Source organism: Gallaecimonas kandeliae (genome assembly GCF_030450055.1).
Lineage (GTDB): Bacteria > Pseudomonadota > Gammaproteobacteria > Enterobacterales > Gallaecimonadaceae > Gallaecimonas > Gallaecimonas kandeliae.
On the sequence record NZ_CP118480.1, the window covers coordinates 2,029,253 to 2,051,316 of the forward strand.

The 22,064-nt window shown below is 57.4% G+C and carries 32 protein-coding genes; 27 read left to right on the plus strand and 5 right to left on the minus strand.

The genetic code is table 11. The annotated features are described in order from the left end of the window. The first annotated feature begins 77 nt into the window (after positions 1 to 77). Positions 78 to 1,598, plus strand: coding sequence for a bifunctional GNAT family N-acetyltransferase/carbon-nitrogen hydrolase family protein (locus PVT67_RS09945; protein ID WP_301493342.1), 1,521 nt, complete (start codon positions 78 to 80; stop codon positions 1,596 to 1,598). 9 nt (positions 1,599 to 1,607) lie between these two features. Continuing rightward, positions 1,608 to 2,102, plus strand: a complete 495-nt coding sequence (locus PVT67_RS09950; RefSeq protein ID WP_301493344.1) for a DsrE family protein — start codon at positions 1,608 to 1,610, stop codon at positions 2,100 to 2,102. Between the two features lie 43 nt (positions 2,103 to 2,145). Here the strand turns inward: PVT67_RS09950 and PVT67_RS09955 are convergent, their stop codons facing one another. Both PVT67_RS09955 and PVT67_RS09960 read right to left on the minus strand, forming a co-directional pair. Beyond that, the gene (locus PVT67_RS09955; protein ID WP_301493345.1) at positions 2,146 to 3,135 is read right to left on the minus strand and encodes a c-type cytochrome; all 990 of its coding nucleotides are present in this window, start codon (positions 3,133 to 3,135) and stop codon (positions 2,146 to 2,148) included. Positions 3,136 to 3,143: 8 nt separating this feature from the next. Then, positions 3,144 to 3,731: a c-type cytochrome gene (locus tag PVT67_RS09960; RefSeq protein ID WP_301493347.1), complete on the minus strand. Its 588-nt coding sequence runs from the start codon at positions 3,729 to 3,731 to the stop codon at positions 3,144 to 3,146. 532 nt (positions 3,732 to 4,263) lie between these two features. Here PVT67_RS09960 and PVT67_RS09965 point away from each other — a divergent pair. After that, the gene (locus tag PVT67_RS09965; protein WP_301493349.1) at positions 4,264 to 6,195 is read left to right on the plus strand and encodes an exoribonuclease II; all 1,932 of its coding nucleotides are present in this window, start codon (positions 4,264 to 4,266) and stop codon (positions 6,193 to 6,195) included. Between the two features lie 850 nt (positions 6,196 to 7,045). Here the strand turns inward: PVT67_RS09965 and PVT67_RS09970 are convergent. Next, a complete protein-coding gene (locus tag PVT67_RS09970; protein ID WP_301493351.1) occupies positions 7,046 to 8,002 on the minus strand; it encodes an integron integrase in 957 nt (318 codons plus the stop codon). Between the two features lie 316 nt (positions 8,003 to 8,318). Here PVT67_RS09970 and PVT67_RS09975 point away from each other — a divergent pair, with 316 nt between their 5' ends. From PVT67_RS09975 to PVT67_RS09985, 3 genes are all read left to right on the plus strand, one after another. Beyond that, positions 8,319 to 8,759 carry a hypothetical protein gene (locus PVT67_RS09975; protein ID WP_301493353.1) on the plus strand — a complete coding sequence of 147 codons (441 nt, stop codon included), beginning with the start codon at positions 8,319 to 8,321 and terminating at the stop codon, positions 8,757 to 8,759. A 102-nt stretch (positions 8,760 to 8,861) separates the two neighbouring features. After that, entirely contained in the window at positions 8,862 to 9,254 is a 393-nt protein-coding gene (locus tag PVT67_RS09980) for a hypothetical protein (RefSeq protein ID WP_301493355.1), read from the plus strand. 77 nt (positions 9,255 to 9,331) lie between these two features. After that, positions 9,332 to 9,628, plus strand: coding sequence for a hypothetical protein (locus PVT67_RS09985; RefSeq protein WP_301493356.1), 297 nt, complete (start codon positions 9,332 to 9,334; stop codon positions 9,626 to 9,628). 114 nt (positions 9,629 to 9,742) lie between these two features. On the opposite strand, the gene PVT67_RS09990 is transcribed toward PVT67_RS09985, so the two are convergent. After that, positions 9,743 to 9,997, minus strand: a complete 255-nt coding sequence (locus PVT67_RS09990) for a hypothetical protein (RefSeq protein WP_301493358.1) — start codon at positions 9,995 to 9,997, stop codon at positions 9,743 to 9,745. A 272-nt stretch (positions 9,998 to 10,269) separates the two neighbouring features. Between PVT67_RS09990 and PVT67_RS09995 the strand changes: the two genes are divergently transcribed. The 4 genes from PVT67_RS09995 to PVT67_RS10010 all read left to right on the plus strand — a co-directional run bounded on the left by PVT67_RS09995 (position 10,270) and on the right by PVT67_RS10010 (position 13,063). After that, positions 10,270 to 10,938, plus strand: a complete 669-nt coding sequence (locus PVT67_RS09995; RefSeq protein WP_301493359.1) for an MAE_28990/MAE_18760 family HEPN-like nuclease — start codon at positions 10,270 to 10,272, stop codon at positions 10,936 to 10,938. Between the two features lie 495 nt (positions 10,939 to 11,433). Further along, positions 11,434 to 11,829, plus strand: a complete 396-nt coding sequence (locus PVT67_RS10000) for a hypothetical protein (protein WP_301493360.1) — start codon at positions 11,434 to 11,436, stop codon at positions 11,827 to 11,829. Positions 11,830 to 12,307: 478 nt separating this feature from the next. Further along, entirely contained in the window at positions 12,308 to 12,607 is a 300-nt protein-coding gene (locus tag PVT67_RS10005) for a CPBP family intramembrane glutamic endopeptidase (protein ID WP_301493361.1), read from the plus strand. A gap of 78 nt (positions 12,608 to 12,685) precedes the next feature. After that, positions 12,686 to 13,063, plus strand: a complete 378-nt coding sequence (locus tag PVT67_RS10010; RefSeq protein ID WP_301493362.1) for a hypothetical protein — start codon at positions 12,686 to 12,688, stop codon at positions 13,061 to 13,063. Positions 13,064 to 13,138: 75 nt separating this feature from the next. On the opposite strand, the gene PVT67_RS10015 is transcribed toward PVT67_RS10010, so the two are convergent. Beyond that, positions 13,139 to 13,303, minus strand: coding sequence for a hypothetical protein (locus PVT67_RS10015; RefSeq protein ID WP_301493363.1), 165 nt, complete (start codon positions 13,301 to 13,303; stop codon positions 13,139 to 13,141). Between the two features lie 59 nt (positions 13,304 to 13,362). On the opposite strand from PVT67_RS10015, the gene PVT67_RS10020 reads away from it, so the two are divergent. The 17 genes from PVT67_RS10020 to PVT67_RS10100 all read left to right on the plus strand — a co-directional run bounded on the left by PVT67_RS10020 (position 13,363) and on the right by PVT67_RS10100 (position 22,053). Next, positions 13,363 to 13,584, plus strand: a complete 222-nt coding sequence (locus PVT67_RS10020; RefSeq protein WP_301493364.1) for a hypothetical protein — start codon at positions 13,363 to 13,365, stop codon at positions 13,582 to 13,584. A gap of 128 nt (positions 13,585 to 13,712) precedes the next feature. Continuing rightward, complete coding sequence (locus PVT67_RS10025; protein ID WP_301493367.1) at positions 13,713 to 14,240, plus strand: GNAT family N-acetyltransferase; 528 nt, start codon at positions 13,713 to 13,715, stop codon at positions 14,238 to 14,240. A 54-nt stretch (positions 14,241 to 14,294) separates the two neighbouring features. Beyond that, positions 14,295 to 14,804: a GNAT family N-acetyltransferase gene (locus PVT67_RS10030; RefSeq protein ID WP_301493369.1), complete on the plus strand. Its 510-nt coding sequence runs from the start codon at positions 14,295 to 14,297 to the stop codon at positions 14,802 to 14,804. A 42-nt stretch (positions 14,805 to 14,846) separates the two neighbouring features. Then, positions 14,847 to 15,200, plus strand: a complete 354-nt coding sequence (locus tag PVT67_RS10035; RefSeq protein ID WP_301493371.1) for a 2OG-Fe(II) oxygenase — start codon at positions 14,847 to 14,849, stop codon at positions 15,198 to 15,200. Positions 15,201 to 15,584: 384 nt separating this feature from the next. Next, the gene (locus PVT67_RS10040) at positions 15,585 to 15,950 is read left to right on the plus strand and encodes a GNAT family N-acetyltransferase (protein ID WP_301493373.1); all 366 of its coding nucleotides are present in this window, start codon (positions 15,585 to 15,587) and stop codon (positions 15,948 to 15,950) included. 86 nt (positions 15,951 to 16,036) lie between these two features. Then, complete coding sequence (locus PVT67_RS10045) at positions 16,037 to 16,474, plus strand: hypothetical protein (RefSeq protein WP_301493375.1); 438 nt, start codon at positions 16,037 to 16,039, stop codon at positions 16,472 to 16,474. A 32-nt stretch (positions 16,475 to 16,506) separates the two neighbouring features. After that, positions 16,507 to 16,986: an MAPEG family protein gene (locus tag PVT67_RS10050; protein ID WP_301493377.1), complete on the plus strand. Its 480-nt coding sequence runs from the start codon at positions 16,507 to 16,509 to the stop codon at positions 16,984 to 16,986. Positions 16,987 to 17,015: 29 nt separating this feature from the next. Beyond that, the gene (locus PVT67_RS10055; RefSeq protein WP_301493379.1) at positions 17,016 to 17,333 is read left to right on the plus strand and encodes a hypothetical protein; all 318 of its coding nucleotides are present in this window, start codon (positions 17,016 to 17,018) and stop codon (positions 17,331 to 17,333) included. 232 nt (positions 17,334 to 17,565) lie between these two features. Next, complete coding sequence (locus PVT67_RS10060) at positions 17,566 to 18,372, plus strand: alpha/beta fold hydrolase (RefSeq protein ID WP_301493381.1); 807 nt, start codon at positions 17,566 to 17,568, stop codon at positions 18,370 to 18,372. Between the two features lie 57 nt (positions 18,373 to 18,429). Further along, a complete protein-coding gene (locus PVT67_RS10065) occupies positions 18,430 to 18,756 on the plus strand; it encodes a luciferase domain-containing protein (protein WP_301493383.1) in 327 nt (108 codons plus the stop codon). 123 nt (positions 18,757 to 18,879) lie between these two features. Then, on the plus strand, positions 18,880 to 19,203 hold the full coding sequence (locus PVT67_RS10070; RefSeq protein WP_301493385.1) for an antibiotic biosynthesis monooxygenase family protein: 324 nt from the start codon (positions 18,880 to 18,882) through the stop codon (positions 19,201 to 19,203). Positions 19,204 to 19,226: 23 nt separating this feature from the next. Then, positions 19,227 to 19,817 carry an NADPH-dependent FMN reductase gene (locus tag PVT67_RS10075; protein WP_301493387.1) on the plus strand — a complete coding sequence of 197 codons (591 nt, stop codon included), beginning with the start codon at positions 19,227 to 19,229 and terminating at the stop codon, positions 19,815 to 19,817. Further along, the gene (locus PVT67_RS10080) at positions 19,802 to 20,239 is read left to right on the plus strand and encodes an EVE domain-containing protein (protein ID WP_301493389.1); all 438 of its coding nucleotides are present in this window, start codon (positions 19,802 to 19,804) and stop codon (positions 20,237 to 20,239) included. The genes PVT67_RS10075 and PVT67_RS10080 overlap by 16 nt, the downstream gene beginning before the upstream one ends. A 113-nt stretch (positions 20,240 to 20,352) precedes the next feature. Then, positions 20,353 to 20,757, plus strand: a complete 405-nt coding sequence (locus tag PVT67_RS10085) for a VOC family protein (RefSeq protein WP_301493390.1) — start codon at positions 20,353 to 20,355, stop codon at positions 20,755 to 20,757. Positions 20,758 to 20,939: 182 nt separating this feature from the next. Next, on the plus strand, positions 20,940 to 21,245 hold the full coding sequence (locus PVT67_RS10090) for a hypothetical protein (protein ID WP_301493391.1): 306 nt from the start codon (positions 20,940 to 20,942) through the stop codon (positions 21,243 to 21,245). A 75-nt stretch (positions 21,246 to 21,320) separates the two neighbouring features. Continuing rightward, on the plus strand, positions 21,321 to 21,557 hold the full coding sequence (locus PVT67_RS10095) for a hypothetical protein (protein ID WP_301493393.1): 237 nt from the start codon (positions 21,321 to 21,323) through the stop codon (positions 21,555 to 21,557). Between the two features lie 106 nt (positions 21,558 to 21,663). Beyond that, on the plus strand, positions 21,664 to 22,053 hold the full coding sequence (locus tag PVT67_RS10100) for a DUF1801 domain-containing protein (protein WP_301493396.1): 390 nt from the start codon (positions 21,664 to 21,666) through the stop codon (positions 22,051 to 22,053). Positions 22,054 to 22,064 lie beyond the last annotated feature (11 nt).

Below are 22,064 nucleotides of genomic sequence, written 5' to 3' on the forward strand. Positions count from 1 at the left end.
CGCGATCTGCCAAGTGTCTTTGTGACAAAGGCAACATTTTGGGTTAGCGTGGAAGGACGCTGGCCAGAGGAAAAGCCATGAGCACAGATGATCTGATACTGAAAGTCCGCGAGCTCAACAAGGAAGATTTCCCCGCTCTCAAGGTATTGATGGACAAGGTTTACCCCGACATCGGTGGCTCCTGGCCAAGACACACCATCGCCACCCTTATCGACCAGTTTCCCGAAGGGCAGATCTGCATCGAAGACCAGGGCCAGTTGGTGGCCGTGGCCCTCACCGTCCAGGTCGACTACAAGCGTTTTTCCAACCCCCACACCTACGACGACCTCATCACCAACCGCATGACCATAGCCCACGACGAGGACGGCGACGCCCTCTATGGCCTGGACATCTTCATCGACCCCGAATACCGCGGCTACCGCCTGGGGCGCCGCCTCTACGAGGCCCGCAAGGAGCTGTGCCGGGGCCTGAACCTGCGCGCCATCCTGGCCGGCGGGCGCATCGTCAACTACCACCTGCACGCCGACAACCTGAGCCCGGCCCAATACATAGAGGAAGTGGACCGCAAGGCCATCTACGACCCCATCCTCTCCTTCCAGCTGGCCAACGACTTCCAGGTCAAGCGCCTGCTGCGCCAGTACCTGCCGGAGGACAAACGCTCCCAGGGCTACGCCACCTTGCTGGAATGGTCCAACATCCTCTTCGACCCCGAGGAAAAGCCCCTCAGCCAGAAGCGCCAGGTGCGCATCGGCGCCGTGCAGTGGCAGATGCGCGAGTTCCACAGTGCCGAGGCGGTGCTCAAGCAGGTGGAATACTTCGTCGACGCCGTCTCCGACTACAAGTCCGACTTTGTGGTCTTCCCCGAATTCTTCAACGCGCCGTTGATGGGTCTGGCCAACACCACCCAACAGCAGGAGGCCATCCGCTACCTGGCCAGCTTCACCGACCACTTTCGCCAACAGCTCTCCCAGATGGCGGTGAGCTACAACATCAACATCATCACCGGCTCCATGCCGCTGCTGGAAGGCAAGGAGCTGTTCAACGTCGCCTACCTCTGCCGCCGCGACGGCTCCACCGAGGTGCAGTACAAGCTGCACATCACCCCCCACGAGCGCCGCGACTGGGTCATAGAGGGGGGCCATGCGGTGGCGGCCTTCGACACCGACGCCGGCAAGGTGGGGATCCTCATCTGTTACGACGTGGAGTTCCCTGAGCTCGGCCGCATCCTCGCCGACCAGGGCCTGGAGGTGCTCTTCGTGCCCTTCTGGACAGACACCAAGAACGCCTACCTGCGGGTGCGCCACTGCGCCCAGGCCAGGGCCATCGAGAACGAATGCTACGTGGTGGTGTGCGGCTCTGTCGGCAACCTTCCCCAGGTGGAAAGCCTGGACGTGCAGTACGCCCAGTCCGCCGTGTTCAGCCCGTCCGATTTCGCCTTCCCCCATGACGCCGTCATGGCCGAGGCCACCCCGAACACCGAGATGATCCTCTTCTCGGACCTGGATCTCGACCGCCTCAAGGTGGTGCGCTCCGAAGGCTCGGTGCGCAACCTCAAGGACAGGCGCCGCGATCTCTTTACCCTGACCCTGCACAACTAAGGAAAGTCCATGCTCAGCATCGCCCTGGCGGCCGCCACCACCATGGGGCCCATCATCAAAGATTACGGCCCCGTCTTCACCGTCAAGCACGCAGCCCCCCTGCCGGCCGGCGTGCACCTGAAGGCGGTCTTCGACATCATCGAGGCTCCGGCCCCCGGCGAGCTGGACCGCCGCCTCGAATCCGTGGCCCGCTACCTCAACATGCACGCCCAGGTCGGCCTCAAGCCGAAAGACATGGAGCTGGCGGTGGTGCTGCACGGCCCCGCCACCCGCCATGCCCTGTCAGACGCCGCCCATGAAAAGCGCTTCAAGGAAAAAGACGGCTCGGCGGCCCTGCTCGACGAGCTGGCCAAGGCCGGGGTCAAGATCTACGTCTGCGGCCAGGCCTACGCCGCCCACGACTACGGCGACGAGGAGCTGCGCGGGGACGTCACCAAGGCGCTGTCGGCCCTTACCGAACTGACCATACTGCAGCAGCAGGGCTACAGCCTGCTGACCCCCTGAGTCGCCTTCTCGGCCATGAAAAAGGCGCCCTGGGGCGCCTTTGTTATTGCGCTTTTGGCATGTTGGGGGGCGACTGGCTGCCGAGGGGCGGCGCGCCGTCCAGGCTCTGGCCGTAGAATCCCTTGTGCTTGTGGAAAGCCTCCTGGGTCTTCTTGACGTCGCCGTTGAAGCGCGGGTCCTGGGGCCTGTCGTGGCTGTCGATGAAGGCGGCCAGATCCCAGGCCTGCTGCTCGGTCAGCTGCAAGGCCTTGCCCAGCGGCATATTGGCGTGCAGGAAGGCCGCCGCCGTGTCCACCCTGTGCATGCCGGCGCCCCAGTTGAAGCTCTGTGCGCCCCAGAGCGGCGGCAACACTGTGCTGCCGCCCATCTGCTGGCCCTGGCCGTCGACGCCGTGGCAGAAGGCGCAGTGCTGGGCATAAAGGGCCTTGCCGGCCTGGCGGTCACCACCGTTGTCCGGCGCCTTGAGCACCGGGTAGCCCCGGCCAGGCAACTTCGAAAGCGCCTTGGAGTCCATCCCCGCCAACGCCTTGGGCAAGGTGAAGTCCTTGTCCAGGCCGCCCTTGAGCAGCTGCTCGTCGCTGAGTTCCGGCACCGCCTCGGCACTGCCCTTGCTGTCCAGCAGGCCGCCCATGCCCAGCCAGTAGGCATAGGCGGACATGGCCACCAGCTCGGGGCTGTCGTGGGGCGGCGCCTTGCCGTTCATCGAGTACTGGAAGCAGCCCTGCAGGCGCTCTTCGAAGGTGTTTATCTTCTTGTTTTTCTTGCGGTAAGCCGGGTACGCGAACCAGGCGCCCCAGAGCGGCGCCGCGTCTGCCTTGCGCCCCGCGTCCATGTGGCAATTGACGCAGTTGAGGTTGTTGCCCACGAACTTGCCGCGCAATTGCTGGCTGTCCACGAACAGCTTGTAGCCGAGGCGCACCTTGTCGCCGAAGGCGCCGGCGGGGACCTTATCCAGGGTTCTGGGCGTAATGGGCTTGTCCTCGGCCCTTGCCAGCAGCGCCGGCAACAGCAATATCAGGTATCGCAGTTTCATGGCGCCTCCTATTTCAGCGATGCAAAGTAATGGGCCACCGCCGTGACTTCCTCGGCGCTGAGCTTGCCGGCCAAGTGGGCCATGACGCCGTCGGGGTCGCCCTTGCGGGTGCCCTGCTGCCAGGCCCTGAGCTGGTTCTCAAGGTATTGCTGCTGTTGGCCGGCCAGGCGCGGGAAGATGCCGCCGCCGATGCCGGAGGGGCCGTGGCAGCTGACGCAGGACGGCAGCTCCCTCGACCAGTCCCCTTGGTAGGCCAGCTTCTCGCCAATGCCCTCGATGACCGGCTGCTCGCCGCGCTTGTGCAGGGGCGGCTCGGCCACCTTCTGGCCGGCGAAATAGTCGGCCAGCTCCTGGACGGCGTCGCCCTGCACCATGGCCGCCATGGGCTGCATGATGGGGTTCTGGCGGGAACCGGCCTGGAAGAGGTGCAATTGATTGGCCAGGTACTGGGCCGATTGGCCCGCCAGGCGCGGGCCAGCGGGATCTATGCCCTGGCCGTCGCTGCCGTGGCAGCTGGCGCAGAGCGACAGCTGGGCCGGGGCCGCCAGGGCTTGGCCGGCCACCAGGGCGGCCAATAGAAAGGATGGAAAGCGCATCAAGCCTCCTTGGCTGGAACAGGCTGATCAATCAATAGCACAAGTGCCCTGACACCGAGGGATTTCTCTTCCACCTCGGCACGGCTAAGGCCTCTTGCCCTGCCATAAGCCAGGTAGTTTTCACCCAGGCCGTGGCGGGGTCAAGCGGCCCTTTCCCTTGCCTTGATAGCGGGCTTTTCGTTTTGAGTCGGCAGCGGGCCTACCCGCCTTTTCTTTGCCTTGAGAGCGGGCTTTTCGTTCAATCGGCAGCGGGTCAAACCGTCCTTTCCTTTGCCTTGGGACTGGGCTTTTCGTTTTGAGTCGGCAGTGGGCCACCCCGCCTTTTCTTTGCCTTGAGAGCGGGCTTTTCGTTTTCAGTCGGCAGCGGGCCTACCCGCCTTTTCTTTGCCTTGGGAGCGGGCTTTTCGTTCAGTCGGCAGCGGGTCAAAGCCGCCCTTTTCTTTGCCTTGTTACAGGGCTTTTCGTTATAGTGGGCGGGTTTTTCAGCGGCGCGGCACAAGGCGCGCCGGCACTTCCTTTTAGAGCGACCTTGATGTTCAAAGACAACCCGCTGCTGGCCCAGCTAAAGGCCGAGATCCGCGAAAACCTCAAGACGGTGGAGGGCCAGATCAAGGCCTCCGACAAGGGCTTCGGCTTCCTGGATGTGGACGGCAAGGAATCCTACTTCGTGCCGCCCCCCTACATGAAGAAGGTGATCCACGGCGACAAGGTCAAGGCGGTGGTACGCAGCGAGAAGGACAAGGAAGTGGCCGAGCCGGAAAGCCTGCTGGAGCCGTCCCTGACCCGCTTCGTCGGCCGCATCAAGCAGCGCGACGACCGCCAGTACGTGGTGCCGGACCACCCCCTCATCAAGGACAGCATCCGCTGCCGCCCGGCCAAGGGCCTCAAGGTCGAGCTGGCCCAGGGCGACTGGGTGGTGGCCGAACTCAAGCGCCACCCCCTCAAGGGTGACAACGGCTTCAGCGCCGACATCCTCGAGAAGGTGGCCGACAACAACGACGGCTACGCCCCCTGGCACGTCACCCTGGCCCGCCACAACCTGCAAAAGGCCGCTCCCCAGTTCGACGGCGAACTGACGCTCATCGACGGCCTGGAGCGCCAGGATCTCAGCCATATTCCCTTCGCCACCATAGACGCGGCTTCCACCCAGGACATGGACGACGCCATCTGGGTCGAGAAGGTCGAGGGCGGCTACCAGCTGTGGGTCGCCATCGCCGATCCCACCGCCTACGTGGTGGCCGGCTCCGACCTGGACCAGGCCGCCGAGCTGCGCGCCTTCACCGTCTACCTGCCGGGCCGCAACGTCACCATGCTGCCGGAAGTGCTGTCTGACGATCTCTGCTCCCTCAAGGCCGGCGAGAAGCGCCCTGCCCTGGTGGCCCGCACCTTCGTCGCCGACGACGGCACCCTGGGCGAAGACACCGAATTCACCCCGGCCTGGATCGAGTCCCGCCAGAAGCTGGTCTACAACAACGTCTCCGACTGGTTGGAAGGCAAGGACGGCTGGCAGCCGGACGACGAGGCCCAGGCCGCCACCCTCAAGCTTCTGCGCGACTTCACCGAAGCCCGCACCGCCTGGCGCCAGGCCCACGCCCTGGTGTTCGGCGACAGGCCCGACTACCGCTTCGAGCTGGACCAGGACGGCAACGTGGTCACTGTCCATAGGGAAGAGCGCCGCATCGCCAACCGCATCGTCGAAGAGGCCATGATCGCCGCCAACGTCGCCTGCGGCCAGTACCTGCGCCGTCACGGCGGCATCGGCGTCTACAACGTCCACAACGGTTTCGAAGACGAGAAGCTGGAAGACGCCAAGGCCCTGCTGGCCCAGTACGAGGTACCGGTGGACATCGACCAGGTGCACACCCTGGAAGGCTACGCCGCCATGCGCCGCTGGCTGGACGCCGAGAAGAAGCAGTTCCTGGACGGCCGTCTGCGCCGCTTCCAGAGCTACGCCGCCATCACCCTGGAAGCCGGCCCCCACTACGGCCTGGGCCTGCCCGCCTACGCCACCTGGACCAGCCCCATCCGCAAGTACGGCGACATGGTCAACCACCGCATCATCAAGGCCATACTCCAGGGTGAGCAGGTCGCCAAGCCCAAGGAAAGCCTGGCCGAGCACCTCTCAGAGCACCGCCGCCTCAACCGCCTCGCCGAGCGCGACATGGGCGACTGGCTCTATGTGCGCTGGCTGGGGCCCGAGGCCGGTACCGAGACCCGCTTCGACGCCGAGATCATCGACGTCAACCGCGGCGGCATGAAGGTGCGGCTGGTGGACAACGGCGCCGTGGCCTTCGTACCCGCCTCCCAGATCCACGACGTCAAGGCCGAGCTGGACGTCAACTTCGAGGCCGGCACCATCCTCATCAAGGGCGAGGAGAGCTACAAGCTGGCCGACCTTATCCAGGTGCAGCTCACCGAGGCCAACGAAGACACCCGTTCCCTGGTGGCCAAGCCTGCCAAGTGATGGACGCTGATTGCCGCTCGGCGGCAGCCTGAAAAAACCGGCCCCCTGGCCGGTTTTTTGTTGCCTTGGCCAGGCCCCCGCCCTCCCCGCTTGTTTGCGATTTGTGCAGGGGTATTTACCTAGGGGTTTCAGAGGCTTATTGTTGATGCTCGGCAAGGGTGAGCTTCGACAAATTCGTCAGGAACGATTGGGGCCGCCGAGGCTTGAACGTCGGAGGCAACGACGATGGCCCGCAGGGCGAAGACCATGGAAGGTCTGAGTATCACCGGATGGCCGAGCCGGAAGGCCCACCAGGGATGGGGCAAGAGTCGGGACCCATAGAAGGGGACTGTTTAGGAAGAACACAACGAGTCACGGATGACTGGATTAGTGCATTCCAGGGGCGGTAGCGTGGGTTTTGGTCTTGCCTGGTAGTTTGCTGCTACAAGCGAGTCCCGAGTTGGAGCCGTCCATGGTGGTTCATTCCGGCTCGCCCTTCCAGAGGCTCGCGCGAAGCAGCATGAAAGCAGTGCTTTCATTTCTAGCTTCGCCCCAGCGGCACAGCTTGTTGTTTGCCGGTTCCCGCACCGGCGGGCGGGTTCCTTTCTTGCTTGGCCAAAGAAAGGAACCGAAAGAAGGCCACCCCAGCGTTACGCTCAATCCGTGCTGTAAGCCGCTTGCCGGGCACCGGTTCGTACGCGTGTCCCGACGAATACTCACCTGTTTCGCCATCCTTGGCTCAACTGCCCTCTCGCGGCTTCCATCCCGGCGCTTCACTTAAAGGGGCCCCAAGAGCCCTACCCCAGCAGGCACGGCTGACAGCCAGGAAGCTAGTCGCCCGTTCAGGAGCCATTACGGCCAGCACTGTGGCTTAGCATCGGTCCATCGGGCTGACTACGCCGCTGAAGTGCTGGCCCAGCAGGTGGGTGTAGATTTGGGTGGTCCTGACATCGCTGTGGCCCAACAGCTCCTGCACCGTTCTTATGTCGTAGCCCGCCGCCAGCAACTGGCTGGCGAAACTGTGCCGGAAGGTGTGGCAGCTGACTCTTTTATGCAGGTAGGGTAAGGCGACGACTGCTTGCTTCAGGGCTTTTCTGCACGCAGTCTGATGAAGGTGGTGGCGACACAGAACACCACTGTGAGGGTGTTGGCAAAGGCTTGAGGAAGGGAACAGGAACATCCAGCCAGTCTGTCTCCAAGCATTGGGGTATTTACGGGACAAAGCCAGAGGCAAGGATGGTCCAACCCCGTCCGTGAGATCCTGCTCATGCTGTTTAAGAGCCTCGGTTTGCTGGTTGTATAAAGGACACGACAATGATGAAGGCATCAATGTGACCCGGTCCTTTTTGCCTTTTCCATCATGAATGGTAATGGTGAGGCGCTGGTAATCGAGGTCCTGTAATCGCAGCCTCAAACACTCGCTGATCCGCATTCCAGTACCGTAGAGCAGCGGAAAGATCAGCCGGTAAATGCCATGCAACTGGCGAAAAATTGCAGCCATTTCGTCGCCTGTTAGTACTGTCGGTAGGTAGCGACTTGCTTTCGCCATCTTAAAACCCAGTTCCCCCAAGGGCCTGTCCAGTACGTTGCGATAAAGAAAGTTCAAGGCGTTGAGAGCGACTTTCTGGGTATTGGCCGCCACCCGGCGCTCAGAGGCCAACCAAGTCAGGAAGGCTCTGACGTCATCGTCCCCCAACTGGGCAGGGTGTACCATTCGGTGAAAACGAATATAGAAGCGGATCCAATACAGATAACTTTGTTCGGTGCGAATGCTGTATTGGCGCAACCTGATCTCTCGGCGAACTAACTCAATAAACTGACTGGCCATAACAAGCCTGACATCTGTATGGATACACAGTATATCTAGACCACTAATTGCGAACGGGCCTAATGTGACAGCTGACAGGGCTCGCTTTTATCGGTATGACCAGTTATAAGAGACTGATATAGTGAGAGTTATCACTCATCCGATGTGATGATAAAGAGCCAGCCTCTTGCGTGATAAGGAGACCGCTCGCTTTCACGCAGTGACATAATATGTCAGGATGACATTATCAAGGGGATCAGTGGCTTGGATCTAGCACCCACACTGGTCTAATGAGTAGAAGCGACCCGGGTCGCTAATAAAACTGTTATGTGCAAACATGATCAAAGTCGCCATTATTACTTTTTTATGCCTACTGCTCTCCAGTTGCTCTGTAATTGGCACAATTGAGCTATTTAACAATACAGACACGATACTAGAAGCTTGCAACATCAACAAAACAAGCCCAACGTGCTACAAAATCGCGGCACGTGCCTCAGTAAACATCCCACTGTCTCAAGACAGTAGTTCACCAATATGGCAGCTGTCCGTTAGTGTTAACGGCGCCGAACCCAACATCTACAGCTTTTCGTTTACTTATGAAAAATACAAAGTGTTGGCATCTCATGCCTATTGCGGTTCATTTATGTCTGAGGCATGCAGCATTCCGCTACAGTACGAGGCCAGCAAACTTATCTACTGGGTCGGTAGAGATGAAAAAATGCCGATTCAACACTTTCCTGAACAATTAGAAGGCTTTCCAGTTGCGCCCAGCACATAACAAAACGTTCGAAACCGTTCCGGCCTACGGCCTCCACTGGACCGCTTTCAGCGATGCCGAAAGCGGCCTTTCAACTCATCGTTAAGCACCTAAAGAGAAATTGTGCAACTTATGGAAATTCGTGACTGGATTCTTATTTCTTCGGCAATAATTGTCGTGGCCGGTTGGTTCGTAAATAGCCATTTAAGCCGCCGTCACGAGATGGCCAAGAAGCGAACTGAACATCGGTTAGAAGCGTTGCGTTCATTCTTGCCAGTGTGGTTTTCTCTCCAGAATAGCGAAAAGCCATTTGAAGAGGATAAGGATCTAGTCCAAAAGTTGGCTACAGCTAGGTCTAACTTTCATCTATATGGGTACAAAGATGAAATCGAAACAATTGAGGAATTTATCGCAGCTGTTGAGTCAGGCAATGTTTCAGAGGCAAATAAAACTTTGAAAGTTCTGGTTCCTCTCGTAAGAAACAGAGTACGAAGGGAGCTTGGAATCAGTGCTTAACAAACAGCGCAAGCGGGACAATTTTTCCGCTGCGCTCCAAAATTGCCCCTTCGCTGGGCGTTATGTGAATAAAACGTATGAGTGAACCCGTGCTTAAGGAAGTTCTAGTCAAGGCAATAAAAGAGCTAGAGGATACTGGCGATATTGTTGTGGTTAACCCTATTGAAAATGCAGTGGCTAATAAGCTTTATGCAGTCATGCAAGAAGTCTCACCAAATATGCTCACGTCACAAGAACTTAGTGGCATTATCAATGCGCTAAATGCTCACAATCTAGGGTTTGGTTTGGACGATAACGATTTTCAAAATATCATCGGCCTCACCAAAGAACAGCTCAAAGTTGCAGCTAGCAAACTAAAGGTGGCTGAGTGCTAAATCACATAACAAACAAAGGCAGCATCGCCCTACGGGCTGGACGCGCTAACGCGCGCCGCTGCTTTGGGCGTTAGAGGGAGGCACTGCGCAATTTCGACAGTGCCAATACATCGTTTAGAAGTTAAAGTCATTGTGGTCTAAGGCTTTTTGAGGTTGATAGCCCATGCCGATTAGTTCTTGTTTAATGCTATCAAGTTCTTGGTTAAGTCGATGTATCTGGACTTCATAATGAACTTCTTTGATCCATTGTCCCATTTGTTGGGGGCTAATTTTCATCAAAGTGGCTATTGAAGATTTGGTATAGCCAAAGTCATAGTGGAGGACGTATGCCATTTTCTTTTCTTTGGCGCGGTGCAAGTGGTCAATCATCGGTCAGTCCTTTTAGTTCCCTGAAGGAGAGCGTTGTGTTTTGAGCTGCTATGCAAGGGAGCGTATAAATGTACGGTATAAATATACGGTAGTCAAGTACCGTTTCGAAGTGCTGCTGAGTGCGGCTATCAGCTTGGAATATGAAGCTAGCATGCTGATAGTCTCTAACAATCGGCTGTTGTCGCCCCTTCGGGGCTGGGACGGCCTTTCCGCTGCTCCGCAGCTACAAGTCCGCCCCAAAGCCGGGCGTTAGCAGAGGAAAAGGAGGGGAAATGCCGAGCAAGGCCAGGATTGCACTAGACGAGAACCTTAAAGACGTGGAGGGCCTGCTTGACCTACATACCCTACAGGGCGGCAATGCCCCAGGAAGGCGTTTCGGTCTCGAAGTTCTGAACAAGTCAGCGATAGTCCTGATTACCTCTTACTGGGAAGCATATTGCGAAGACATCGCTGAAGAGGGTCTCGAACACATTGTTGCTCATGCCGCAACGGCTGACGTCCTTCCAACAGAGATAAAGAAGATAATCGCGAAGGAGCTCAAGGCCGAGAATAACGAAATAGCAGTGTGGAAGTTGTCCGATGACAAATGGAGGCAACTCCTACAGCAGCGGCTCCAAACGCTCAAGGAAAGCCGAAACAGGAAATTGAATACCCCGAAATACAAGAACATCGACGATCTTTTTGAATCCGCTATCGGCCTCACGAATGTGTCCGGTAAGTGGGTATGGGCGAAGAAGCTCACTGCGGCAAAGGCCCGTGACAAACTCGACAAGTTCGTTGAGCTTAGAGGGGAAATAGCACACCGTGGAAAAGCAAAAACTTCTGTCAAAAAGAGCCAAGTCGAGGACTATCTCGATTTTATTAAGAATGCGGCGGCGAAAACCGGGGGCGCAGTTAACACCCATGTAAAGGCTATCACGGGGAAGGTGTTGTGGGACTGACTGCTAACAACCGCGTCAACTCGGACGGCCAAGTGCGGCGGCGCTTCGCACTGCCGCTCTTGGCCGCCGGTTACGTGGAGTCGTTATGGCGCTGCTGCCTTTTTTGAAGGTTTGGTCGGCAATGTGCCAGATTCACGTTCCTGGCTTGGTGAAAACGCGGTATAAATTGAGTTGGCCGCTTTACGTGGCAACCGCTTAGAAATAGTAGTGATCAGCGGAATGAATAGTGCCTTGTTCTTCGAGGTGTTGTTCAAGTGAAGAGGGAGTTTTGAAATGCGGCGCACCGTTCTTCGTGCCAGTCAGAGAAATCATATTCGGCCCAGTGCTCCGTGCGCCAAAGCCTCGCACTGTTCAACTGTGTCCTCCGCTACCGCTCCGGAAACGAGTTCTTATCGGGCTGCACACGTTGCGGCCATAACAAAAACAAGCACTGGACCCCAAAAAGCTGCGCTTTTTCGGTCCAGTGTTGTTGGGCGTTAGTGGGCGAGGAGAGTCATGAACCAAGCCATACACTTTAAGACATCTATGTTTGATGTTTCTAAAGAGAGGAAGAATCCCATAAATCCAATCTACGGAATATCACTGCTTGCATGGCTCAAAACAGAGCTCGCGGGAAAATTTGAGATTTCTGAACCAGATGCTGAAGATTGGGGCTGGTATAGTGAACTAGAGTTTGATGGGAAAAACTACTTAATTGGTGCTTGTGCCTATTTCGAAGAAGGCGATAACCCACAAGATGAAATCGAGTGGGCATTCCAGGTTGATAAACGCCGAAGCTTTAAAGAAAAGCTCTTCGGCAAGAATAAAATGAATGTTTCGGATGGCTGCTTTATATTTTTTTTAGAACTGCTGGAAGAAAACCCAAATTTCAATGAGGTTCAAATTGCATAAGCCACTAACAAAGCCAAGCACAATCGTGCAATGCAAAAAGCGCATTGCACTGGACCTCGCTACGCTCGGCCTGTGTTGGCGACGTTAGACCTCACATCATCACATGGACACGCTGTTAGCCGTCGGCTTGCTGCTATCTCTGTTTGGCGCGCCATTGTTGCTGCTTTTCGCGCGTACATTGAAAGCGGATCCAATGGCTTTCCCAACCCGGATTTGCTTATGGCTCGTAGCGGGAGCTGCCTTCGCGATTGCTTCTACAGCTGGGGAAAACTGGCCCCATCTGCTCGGCTTGTCCAGCTTGTCATGGCTCGTATTCGGAAGTGGCATTGCCACTGCCCTTGCCGTCTTGGCCGGATGGCCTTTCTGTCAACTACTTCAGCGGCAAACGACCAGAACGAACACAACTGATTCCGTGCCCCTACGAGCTCTACTCAGCCGCTCACTTCGGTCAAAAGTGTTCGTTATATGCACTGCAGCCGTGACCGAAGAAGCTTTGTACCGAGGCTATGCCATTGGGGTTGGTGGCGTGCTTCTACACAGCACACATGCAGCGGTAGTGCTCTCGCTGATCTCGTTTACGGTCGCGCACTTTCGCTGGGGCGCCGCGCACATGCTTTCCGTCGTTTGGGCAGGTGCCTTGTTATCCGCCCTATTCGTTCTCACAGAAAACATTCTCGCTTGCATGGTCGCCCATTTGTTGATCGATGCAGTCGGTGTGCTTCTGGCGCATGCGCTATTTCGCCACAATGCAGCTCGGCTTCTGCCAAGAAACGAATGATGTCTAACCATTCCTTCAAGCGGACGCCTAACGGCGCCGCTTAAGTCAAACGTTAGGCACTCCCACAGGAAAAAACACATGCGAATACTCGAAACTCTCAGGGCTTGGTGGGAGAGTCGTAAGCCGCGCCCACTCAACGAGTTACTGGCGGTCGAATTCGACGAAAGAACCGTCCACGTAAAAGTACTTGCAAGGCTTGAGTCCGGCTGGAATCAATCATTTCAATGGTCTGACGTGGAGCGTGTGTGCTTCAAGGATGGAGGTATGACCAGCTCGGATATTCTCTTCATATATGTAAAGGGCCGAGATGAGCCGGTTCCGGTTTTGCTCGAAGCTCAGGGTGGGTCGCAGTTTTTGGGAGCACTCACCAAGCGTGCTCTGTTTCCTGAGCATGTTTGGCGCAAAGCAATGGGCGAAACAGATGGAGCTTTACACTGCTGGCCTCCCAGGCAATAGCATCTCCGCCAAGTCGCCTGCTCGTGTGGAGCCAACACTGAGCCTAACAACTGACTGTGGCATTTCGTCAATAGATCAGGCCGTTTTCTCGCACCATTTTTCGCCATTTTTGACCAGGGTGTCGAAGGTGACGACGAGCTTGCGCATGCAGGCGATGAGCGCCACTTGGGGCAGCTTCCCGGCGGCCTTCAGGTGGGCATAGTAACGGCTGAAAACCGGGTTGCATTGGATGGCCGACATAATGGCAATGAATATCACTTTATATCCCTAGCAGGGGATTTTTTGAGGGAGATATAATTATGGAAAATGTGTTTGGAGGCTTTGGTGTCGCCGGTGCACTTATCTACATTGCGCTTATCATTTTGTGGATGTTGGTCCCAGTTTTTGTCTTTTTGATTTCAAAGCGTGTCAAGGAAATGCGCGATATAGCAAGAGAATCACGCATTGAAATCAAGGAGCTGAACGCCAGCCTTAAATACCTGAAAAGAAAGTTCAATGAGACTAATGAACAACAAACCTAAAAATTATGGCGTGTCATTTTTATTGGGTGAATATCAGATACGCTATACTTGGCTCTCGCTTGTACCTCGTTGATTCTAGCTAAGTGTTGCTTTCCACTTAGTGCGGCCCTATGCATTAGGTTAGTTAAATGAACCAGAGAGAGATTGTCACCGAACGGTTACTGCTAAGAAGGTTTGTAATTTCTGATGCCAAGCGTGTTCAGAGCCTGGCAGGTAATAAGGAAGTAGCCAATACAACAGCGAGCATACCTTACCCTTATCCTGATGGTTTGGCTGAAAAGTGGATTGCCACTCACGAAGATAATTTTGCTAATAGAGCTACTGTGACTTACGCAGTAACGCTGAAAGATAGCAGCGATTTAATAGGCTGCGTAAGCATGCTTAACCTGAATTCAGGCCAACCTGAGCTGGGCTACTGGATCGGAGTCGATTATTGGGGAAAAGGCTTCTGTACCGAGGCCTGTAGGGCATTCATAGATCACTGCATAGAGGCTTTCGGCTTCAAAGCCATCTATGGTAAGCACCTTGCCATAAACCCAGCCTCGGGCAGGGTTATGGAGAAGTGCGGTTTAACCTACATGTCTACAGAAAAAGGCAAGACCGGCTTCATGAAAGACGCTGAAGAGCTCAGGATTTATAAACTGGTCTGCGCTTAAAAAACTGGTTACCGGCACCCATACCTTGAATTCCAATCGGAGAGTGGACGGATAATGGAAGTGAAAATAAGAGCGGCCGACGTCAAAGATCATGAAAGAATTTCGGAAATATTTGACCATCCTTCGGTAGTCGCTCAAAGTTCTCAGCATCCCTACCTTGGCACCGAAAAAGTGTGCCGGCTGTTTCAAGAGAGCAAGGAAAGCTCTGTCGTGCTGGTCGCCGAGATAGAAAATGAGGTGCAAGGTTATATCGGGTTAAACCTTAGTGCCAAACCTAGAGCAAAGCATGTGGCCAGCTTTGGCATGGCAGTGCATCCAGACTGCCACGGAAAAGGCGTCGGCAGCCATCTTTTGGAAGAGGCGATTGACCTTGCCGATAATTGGTTAAACATCATCCGTCTGGAGTTAGAGGTTTATACAGATAATGAGCGTGGCATATCTCTGTATAAGAAGTTTGGATTCGATATCGAAGGTGAGTCCAAGTTCGCGTCATTCAAAGACGGTGAGTACATAGGTCTTTATCGGATGGCCAGGATCAGCCCCAGATTTAATAATCGTTCGTGATCCTCACGAAAGTTTAACTTAGACATTGTATGTTTCATAGAAATGAGCATCATTAAAACCTTATTCCGGTGGCAAAAAGGCCGGCAGCAGTCCGGTTACGAAAAGATGCTGTTGGCGGGCGCGACCTGGCCAGTCAAGTTTGACCTCTACCTGCTCCGGTTTCCGGAGGGCTGCGAGGTGCCGCCCCATAGGGACGCTGTCCAGAGCGGGAAGCACTTCAGGTTGAATATCGTCTTGAAGAAGGCAAAGGAAGGGGGAGACTTTATCTGCCAGTCCCCCATCTACTGCAGCAGCAGGATCAAGTTCTTCCGCCCGGATCTTTGCGGGCATTCGGTATCCAAGGTGGTTTCAGGCAACCGTTATCTGCTGAGCCTCGGCTGGATAAGAAAGGATTAACCGGCTGGCTAAGCCAACTCACAGATTTGGAGTCCCCAAATGCCCCACTTCAGTCCCAGCCCCATAACGTCACCATCCCCGCACGCAACGGCCTTGCCTGATCCCGGCGCGCTCGAGCTCTGCGCCGCTGTTCGCGCTTGGACATATGGCTGGGCCATTTCCCGGCACACCCAGGCCCCTGTCCCAGGCTCAGGGTACTTTCAGGTAGCCGTCGGCAAGCCGGGGCAGACCCTTCGCTACGTCCTCCCCCGGCTTGAGCACGAGCTGGTCCAAAGGCTTGTCGGCGAAGCCGGCCCCGGCACCTGGCTGAAGGTCTGCGCCCCGATGGAGAGCCTGTCTCCCCTGCTCCCGAGCCACTGGACGCTGCATGAACCGGAGTTCCTGATGAGCACCGCTCTGGCAGGCCGTCCGGCCCCCGCCATAACGGGCTACCACCTCGATACCGAGCAAACGGGAGCACTGGTGTTTGCCAGACTCTTTGCCGACACAGGCGAACTGGCGGCCAGCGGCCAAGCCGCCATCGTTGGCGCCTTTGCGACTTTCGACCAGATAGTGACGGCCGAAACTCACCGGAGGAAGGGGCTTGGCCGGTACATCATGGCGGTGCTGTCCCAATGCGCCCAAGATTGCGGGGCGACACAGGGGGTATTGGTGGCGACAGAAGCCGGCGCCGCGCTCTACAAAACCCTTGGCTGGTCTATGGTCTCACCGGTCACGGCCGCCTCTGTCCTGCCTGACGAAGACGGATAGCCCCCCAATGCCCTGAATGTGCTTTGGCCTTCACCAAATGAACTCAGGGGCCAATGCTGCCCCTCTACCTGTGATTAAGGAAAATCATGCAAAAGCTGAAATATGCCTTTATGCCTAACCCCAAATATGACGGCATACGCCCCATCAGCATCTACCTCATGAGGGCGATCTATGGACTTATGTTCTTCGTGTTGGGAAAGGATGTGTGGAGCAAGATCCTCTTTCATGAGGGTGCCTGGGGCTCCAAGGATGCCATGGTCTGGTGCGTCTGGGCGGCCTTCTCCTCTTTGGCATTGATCGGGATATTCAGGACGGTGCGCATGCTCCCGATATTGCTTCTGGAGATCTTCTACAAGGTGCTTTGGCTCGCCATAGTGGTGCTCCCGCTGGTAAGAAGCGGCCAAACCATAAGCCCTGAGGTCACCGACATGATGCAAGCCTTCTTGTGGGTGGCACTGCCTATAATTGCTGTACCTTGGGGCTATGTCGTTAACCGCTACCTGCTTGGCCGAACCGCCAACTGAGCCTCGATGCCGGTTTGGAAGGAGTGCATGCCATGACCATCGAAAGCACCGTCTTGAGCCTGGATAACCCCGTCTTCGCCGCCTATGTGCTGGCGGCGTCGGTCATGCTGTTGAAGCTGCTGTTGCAGCCCTGGATGACGGTGATCAGGATGATGAAGGTACGTGCCGGCTTTCGCAGCCCCGAGGATGCCAAGCAGAGCCCCCTCAACCCGGCGCCAGTCTCAGGCCAGCTGGAGCCGAACGAGTATGTGGAGCGTTCGCGGCGCATGAACCTGAACGACCTGGAGAGCATTCCCGCCTTTCTGGTGGCAGGCCTGCTGTTCGTGCTGGTGGGCCCGCCGCTGCTGCTGGCCGAGGTGCTGTTCTGGACCTACGTCCTGGCCCGGGCGGCCCATTTCGTCGCCTACGCCACGGCGCAGCTGCACGACGTCAGGGCCACCTTCTGGACTTTCAGTTCACTGTCCATCATCGCCATGGTGCTTTACACCCTGTACCAGGTGCTCACCAGATAAGTAAAAAGGCACAAGACATCTGCCGTACCATGCCATCCTTTCGCAGCGCCCCTGTGCTGCGACATTCCATTTTGAGAGATAACACCTTGAGAATCGCCGTCATTGTTCTGACCCTGCTGACCGTCACCTCCTGTTCCACTTCAGCCGGCAGGGCCCACGCGGCCATGGCAAAAAACGAACAGGAAAAGGCCTATACCATCGGCCAGGAAGAAGGGAATATCGAGAATACCCAGGCCGTCCAGGCCGCCAATGACAGGGCCGAGATGCACCGCGAGCAGGAGGGCGAAGCCGACGGCTTTCCCCAGCTGGACTTCCTTTTCAAGCTCTTGGTGCAGCTGATCAAGTGATCTTAAAAGGCCGGCGTGGTCAGGCTGGCGATCGGTATCAAAAGGGCTTTCCGCCCGCAGCAGGGCAAATCGCGGCGTCATCGAACTGCAAAGCGGCGATGCGATAAGGAGCGAGACGACAGCCGAGGTCAGCCGCCTTTGTTATCGCTCCCACAGGCCACACCGCCACACATCAGCCCAAGGCAGGGCGTCAGCGTTAGAGGGAACTATGCACAGTATCAAGACTGCACTCATGGCATTTTGCTTCGCCGCCCTGGCCTTGATGGCGGGCTGCGCGACTGTGCCCTCCAGCAAAAAGGCCGAGGTCGCCTCAAACAGCATCGCCTACTACCAGAGGCCCGGTACCGGGCCGACGGTGGTTTTCCAAGCCGGCCTCGGTGACGGTAAGGATGTGTGGGGCAAGGTCATAGGCCAGCTGCCAGGCAGCCTTGCCCTCTTCGCCTATGACAGGCCAGGTTACGGCGACAGCCCACTCGCCCAGGATAAGCGCAGCCCCTGTGCCATTTCCCGGGAACTCCACGCCCTGCTCAAGGCGGCCAAGGTCGCCCCGCCCTACCTCCTGGTCGGGCACTCCCTGGGAGGCCTGGACCAGCTCTGCTTCGCGACCCTCTACCCCCATGAGGTGGCCGGCATGGTCTTGCTGGACCCCACCTACCCGCACCATTGGTCGAAAATGCAGGTCGAAGCGCCCCTCAGCGCCAACATCTTGAAAAGCCTCAGGCTGGTGGCCTTCAGCAGCGCCATGAAGCAGGAGTTTGACGCCCAGGAAGACTGCCTCACCGAGCTGGACCTGAAGCAGCCCCTGACCTTCCCGACCCGGCTGCTGTTCAGCACCGAATTCCGGCCAGAGGAGCTTGGCAGCTACCAGCAGTTCGTAAAAGCGCTGCGCAAACAATGGCCCAACTTCTTCACCCAGGTGCAGAGCAGCGAGGTCAGCGGTTCAGGGCACTATATCCAGAAAGACGCCCCCGAGACCGTCGTCCAAGCGATAGAGAAGGTGCTTGGAGAGAGCCAGGCTTCACATTTGGCGCGCCGCTAAGAGCCCTCAGCCACCCAGCGCATTGGGCGGTCTGACGGACAGGAGGGCTTTTCCCCGATGAACGCACTGAAAGCCGAGCTGATAGCGCTGCTCGAACAGATCCCGGGGGTCAAGCGGATCCCCTACCCTGATAGGGACGACGGCTTCTGCGGCCTTGGCTTTAGGGGCAAAGAGATAGGTCACTTTCACAGCGGCAACGAGCTCGACCTCAAGCTCGGTCGCAGGCTCATACAGCAGCAAGGCCTGCGCCACCCCGCCGATTCGACCGTCCACCCCAAGCGGAGCCCGAATTCCCAGTACATAGAGCTGCGCTTTCATCAGCGCCAGGAGCTCGGCGAAATCGCCAGGCTGGTCACGCTCTTGGTTGGGGAGCTGCGCCGCTAAGGCCAGCGGGTGCCGGCCAGGTGCGCCAAGGCGGGAATTTACGCTGGTGTGTCCGCCCGGCTGCGCCTAACTTAGGGTGTGCACTGGCAGGGACCCTGCCCCATCAATAACAACGGAGGTTACATGTCAGCCAACAGCATCTATCGCGTCGACAAGTTCGTGGTGCCGCAAAGTGCCCGCGAGGAATTCCTGCAGCGGGTCCAGCAAACCCATGCCGTGCTGCGCCGCCAGCCTGGCTTTATCCGCGACGCCCTCCTCGAGCAGGTGGCGGGCCCCGGCCGCTTCAACATCGTCACCATCGCCGAGTGGGAAAGCCAAGGCGCCATCGACGCCGCCCGCGCCGAGGTGGCCAAGGTCCACACCGAGAGCGGCTTCAACCCCCAGGAGACCCTGGCCCGCCTCGGCATAGAGGCCGACATCGCCAACTACCAGGCGCTCGGCGCCTGAGGGCGCAGCCAAGGCTTAATACCATGGAAAGATGTAACCTGCTGGCCCTGTCCGGCAGCCTGCGCCGGCTCTCCTACAACAGGACGGCGCTTGAGGCGTTAAGGGCCCTTAGCCCCAGCGGAATCAGCATCGAGCTGGGCGATATAGGGGCGCTGCCGCTGTTCAACCCGGATCTGGAAGACAGCCCCATCCCTGCCCTGGCCGCGCTGAAGTCGGCCCTGGCCCGGGCCGACGGCCTCATCATCGCAAGCCCCGAATATGCCCACGGCATCAGCGGCCCCATGAAGAACGCTCTCGACTGGCTGGTCAGCGGCGAGGAATTCCCCGGTAAGCCCATCATGCTCGTCAACACCTCCCCAAGGGCCTCCCATGCCCAGGCCGCCTTGCGGGAGGTGCTGGTGACCATGTCCGGGATCATCATCGACAGTGCCTGCCTCTCCCTGCCCCTGCTGGGCAGCGGCCTGGCCAGGGACGGCATACTGGCAAACCCGGCTCTGGCAGGCTCCCTGCAAGCCGGCCTTATTGAGTTCTGCCGCCAGATCAGGGCGCTGCAGCAGGCGACGCTGGCCCAGGGCGCGGCGGTAGAGGAGCAGTCAAGATGCGTTATTGGATAGGCGTCGCCTCAAAGGACCACGTCGAGCGGGGCGTGGCGGGCGGCTTTTGCCAGCTCTGCCACGGCAAGGCACAGCCCCTCAAACGGATGTCGGTGGGGGATTGGATCCTTTACTACTCCCCCAGGGAAACTTTCGAGGAGGCCTCCGGCGAAGCCAGGCCCTGCCAGCAATTCACCGCCATAGGGGAAGTGGTGGGGGCAGAGGCCTACCCCTTCGAGATGGCCCCCGGCTTTGTGCCCCACAGGCGCGATATCCGCTTTCTCGACAGCCGGGCTGTCCCCATTCGGCCGCTGCTGGAGCAGCTTTCCTTCATACGGGACAAAGGCCGCTGGGGATACGCCTTCAGGTTCGGGCACTTGGAGATACCCCGGGCCGACTTTGAACTGATCGCCAAGGCCATGCTCGGCAGGGTGCCGGACTAACCGAAACCAGAGGGGCCCTTGGCCCTCGCCAGGCGCTGCCATGATGCAAAGGCGACACGGCAACCCCAGATCGTACCCGGCAAACCATCAACCACTCACAAGCGGAGGCCTACATGGCAAAGATCACCGGCATAGGTGGGGTATTCCTCAAGTGCAAGGGCGACAGCAAAGCCCTGGCAGCCTGGTACCGGGACCATCTCGGCATGGCACTGGAGGATTTCGGCGGCGCCGTCCTGCGCTGGCCCGAGGACAAGGCCGAAGACGGCGGCCTGACCGTATGGCACCTGGCGGATAAGGACAGCCAGTGGTTCAGCCCCAGCCAGTCGTCCTTCATGATCAACTACAGGGTCGATGACCTCGACGAGATGCTGGCCCAGCTGCAGGCGGCCGGCGTCACAGTGGTCGGCGGCCCAGAGTCCCACGAGAACGGCAAGTTCGCCTGGGTGATGGACCCGGACGGCAACAAGCTTGAGCTCTGGGAGCCCAGGCGCTGGGACGAGAAGAACAAGGGCGCTTGAGGTGGGGCAAGATCTGCTGCGCACCAACATCCAATCGCCTGACTACCTGATCTAGCTATTTTTAATTTCCACTCCAACCCTGGTTGATAGCCTGCAATGTTGGCGGCAGGATCTGCACCTGCCCAAAAACGCTTCGACACGGCAGGTTTATGAAGGGCCAGAGGAACTAAGGATGATTCAGTTTGAACCGCAATAACGAACCCTGGGTGAAAACGGCAAGTGAAAGATACGAAGACTGTATCGTGGGAAATCGCGATGGACTACTGGCGCTGAAATCATCCATCGATAAGGCAATCGCACAACAATCCGACTCCCCAACATTCAAATCTGATTTTTTGACGATCGTCTGCACCGATGACCCATGGGAGAAATCAGAAGGTCCATCCTTGCCAAAGTGGCAAGAGATCACATTTAACCTCGTTCTCTTTGTTTGGCTTCTACTGCTACCCATCTTAGGTCTTGGCGTTATCGCGTCATGGCTCCTCTGAATCGCTTCATCAGCGGCGAAAGCTCTTCGCCAAGTTGCCAATATGAATTGTGTTGACCATCCCCTATTGATGCTCTTGGTCGCCCTGGCCAGCCTGCCCGTCTACAGCACTCTGGCCAGGATGTTCTTTGGCAAGGGCCTCGGTGGCCTTGCCAATGCCATCCGACTTTTCTTTACACCCGAAATCATTTCGCTGTTGCGAGGCGAATATCTGCAAGACGGCTGGGAGAGCCTCAAGTTCTTTCTCTTTATCCTGCTCTGCATAGGCTGGGTACTGAGCGCCTCCGAGCTGCTGACCAAAGCCCTTTTCTAGCCGCCTGACTGCGCCGTTTTGCTGTTGCAACCGAAAAAGCCAATGCCCATCGCCAGTTGGCGGCCCTGGGCTATAGTAGAGGCCTGTTCACAAGGAGGAATTTCAGATGGCTGACAGGGAAGCCGTAATGGCCCCATTCAGGGCAAATGGCGATTGGCGCGTCGAGCTGCTGAACAAGCTACGTGGCCTGATCAAGGAAGCAGAGCCGCAGGTGGTGGAAGAGCGCAAATGGGTCAAACCCAGCAATCCGCTGGGGGTGCCCGTGTGGTCCCATCAAGGCATGATCTGCACCGGCGAAACCTACAAAGAGTACGTCAAACTGACCTTCCTCAAGGGCGCCGCCCTGCCCGACCCTTCCAACCTCTTCAACGCCAGCCTGGCCGGTAATGCCCGGCGCGCCATCGATATCCGGGAGGGCGAAACCCTCGACCAAGACGCCTTCAAGGCGCTGATCCGCGCCGCTATCGCCCTTAACGCCGCAGGTAAAAAGAAGTAGGCCTTACCCAG

Bases quoted from the DNA above. Each gene is read 5' to 3' on its own strand.
- PVT67_RS09945 (WP_301493342.1), top strand. From the start codon at position 78: ATGAGCACAGATGATCTGATACTGAAAGTCCGCGAGCTCAACAAGGAA.
- PVT67_RS09950 (WP_301493344.1), top strand. From the start codon at position 1,608: ATGCTCAGCATCGCCCTGGCGGCCGCCACCACCATGGGGCCCATCATC.
- PVT67_RS09955 (WP_301493345.1), bottom strand. From the start codon at position 3,135: ATGAAACTGCGATACCTGATATTGCTGTTGCCGGCGCTGCTGGCAAGG.
- PVT67_RS09960 (WP_301493347.1), bottom strand. From the start codon at position 3,731: ATGCGCTTTCCATCCTTTCTATTGGCCGCCCTGGTGGCCGGCCAAGCC.
- PVT67_RS09965 (WP_301493349.1), top strand. From the start codon at position 4,264: ATGTTCAAAGACAACCCGCTGCTGGCCCAGCTAAAGGCCGAGATCCGC.
- PVT67_RS09970 (WP_301493351.1), bottom strand. From the start codon at position 8,002: ATGGCCAGTCAGTTTATTGAGTTAGTTCGCCGAGAGATCAGGTTGCGC.
- PVT67_RS09975 (WP_301493353.1), top strand. From the start codon at position 8,319: ATGATCAAAGTCGCCATTATTACTTTTTTATGCCTACTGCTCTCCAGT.
- PVT67_RS09985 (WP_301493356.1), top strand. From the start codon at position 9,332: ATGAGTGAACCCGTGCTTAAGGAAGTTCTAGTCAAGGCAATAAAAGAG.
- PVT67_RS09990 (WP_301493358.1), bottom strand. From the start codon at position 9,997: ATGATTGACCACTTGCACCGCGCCAAAGAAAAGAAAATGGCATACGTC.
- PVT67_RS09995 (WP_301493359.1), top strand. From the start codon at position 10,270: ATGCCGAGCAAGGCCAGGATTGCACTAGACGAGAACCTTAAAGACGTG.
- PVT67_RS10000 (WP_301493360.1), top strand. From the start codon at position 11,434: ATGAACCAAGCCATACACTTTAAGACATCTATGTTTGATGTTTCTAAA.
- PVT67_RS10010 (WP_301493362.1), top strand. From the start codon at position 12,686: ATGCGAATACTCGAAACTCTCAGGGCTTGGTGGGAGAGTCGTAAGCCG.
- PVT67_RS10015 (WP_301493363.1), bottom strand. From the start codon at position 13,303: ATGTCGGCCATCCAATGCAACCCGGTTTTCAGCCGTTACTATGCCCAC.
- PVT67_RS10020 (WP_301493364.1), top strand. From the start codon at position 13,363: ATGGAAAATGTGTTTGGAGGCTTTGGTGTCGCCGGTGCACTTATCTAC.
- PVT67_RS10025 (WP_301493367.1), top strand. From the start codon at position 13,713: ATGAACCAGAGAGAGATTGTCACCGAACGGTTACTGCTAAGAAGGTTT.
- PVT67_RS10030 (WP_301493369.1), top strand. From the start codon at position 14,295: ATGGAAGTGAAAATAAGAGCGGCCGACGTCAAAGATCATGAAAGAATT.
- PVT67_RS10035 (WP_301493371.1), top strand. From the start codon at position 14,847: ATGAGCATCATTAAAACCTTATTCCGGTGGCAAAAAGGCCGGCAGCAG.
- PVT67_RS10040 (WP_301493373.1), top strand. From the start codon at position 15,585: ATGAGCACCGCTCTGGCAGGCCGTCCGGCCCCCGCCATAACGGGCTAC.
- PVT67_RS10045 (WP_301493375.1), top strand. From the start codon at position 16,037: ATGCAAAAGCTGAAATATGCCTTTATGCCTAACCCCAAATATGACGGC.
- PVT67_RS10050 (WP_301493377.1), top strand. From the start codon at position 16,507: ATGACCATCGAAAGCACCGTCTTGAGCCTGGATAACCCCGTCTTCGCC.
- PVT67_RS10055 (WP_301493379.1), top strand. From the start codon at position 17,016: ATGCCATCCTTTCGCAGCGCCCCTGTGCTGCGACATTCCATTTTGAGA.
- PVT67_RS10060 (WP_301493381.1), top strand. From the start codon at position 17,566: ATGGCATTTTGCTTCGCCGCCCTGGCCTTGATGGCGGGCTGCGCGACT.
- PVT67_RS10065 (WP_301493383.1), top strand. From the start codon at position 18,430: ATGAACGCACTGAAAGCCGAGCTGATAGCGCTGCTCGAACAGATCCCG.
- PVT67_RS10070 (WP_301493385.1), top strand. From the start codon at position 18,880: ATGTCAGCCAACAGCATCTATCGCGTCGACAAGTTCGTGGTGCCGCAA.
- PVT67_RS10075 (WP_301493387.1), top strand. From the start codon at position 19,227: ATGGAAAGATGTAACCTGCTGGCCCTGTCCGGCAGCCTGCGCCGGCTC.
- PVT67_RS10080 (WP_301493389.1), top strand. From the start codon at position 19,802: ATGCGTTATTGGATAGGCGTCGCCTCAAAGGACCACGTCGAGCGGGGC.
- PVT67_RS10085 (WP_301493390.1), top strand. From the start codon at position 20,353: ATGGCAAAGATCACCGGCATAGGTGGGGTATTCCTCAAGTGCAAGGGC.
- PVT67_RS10100 (WP_301493396.1), top strand. From the start codon at position 21,664: ATGGCTGACAGGGAAGCCGTAATGGCCCCATTCAGGGCAAATGGCGAT.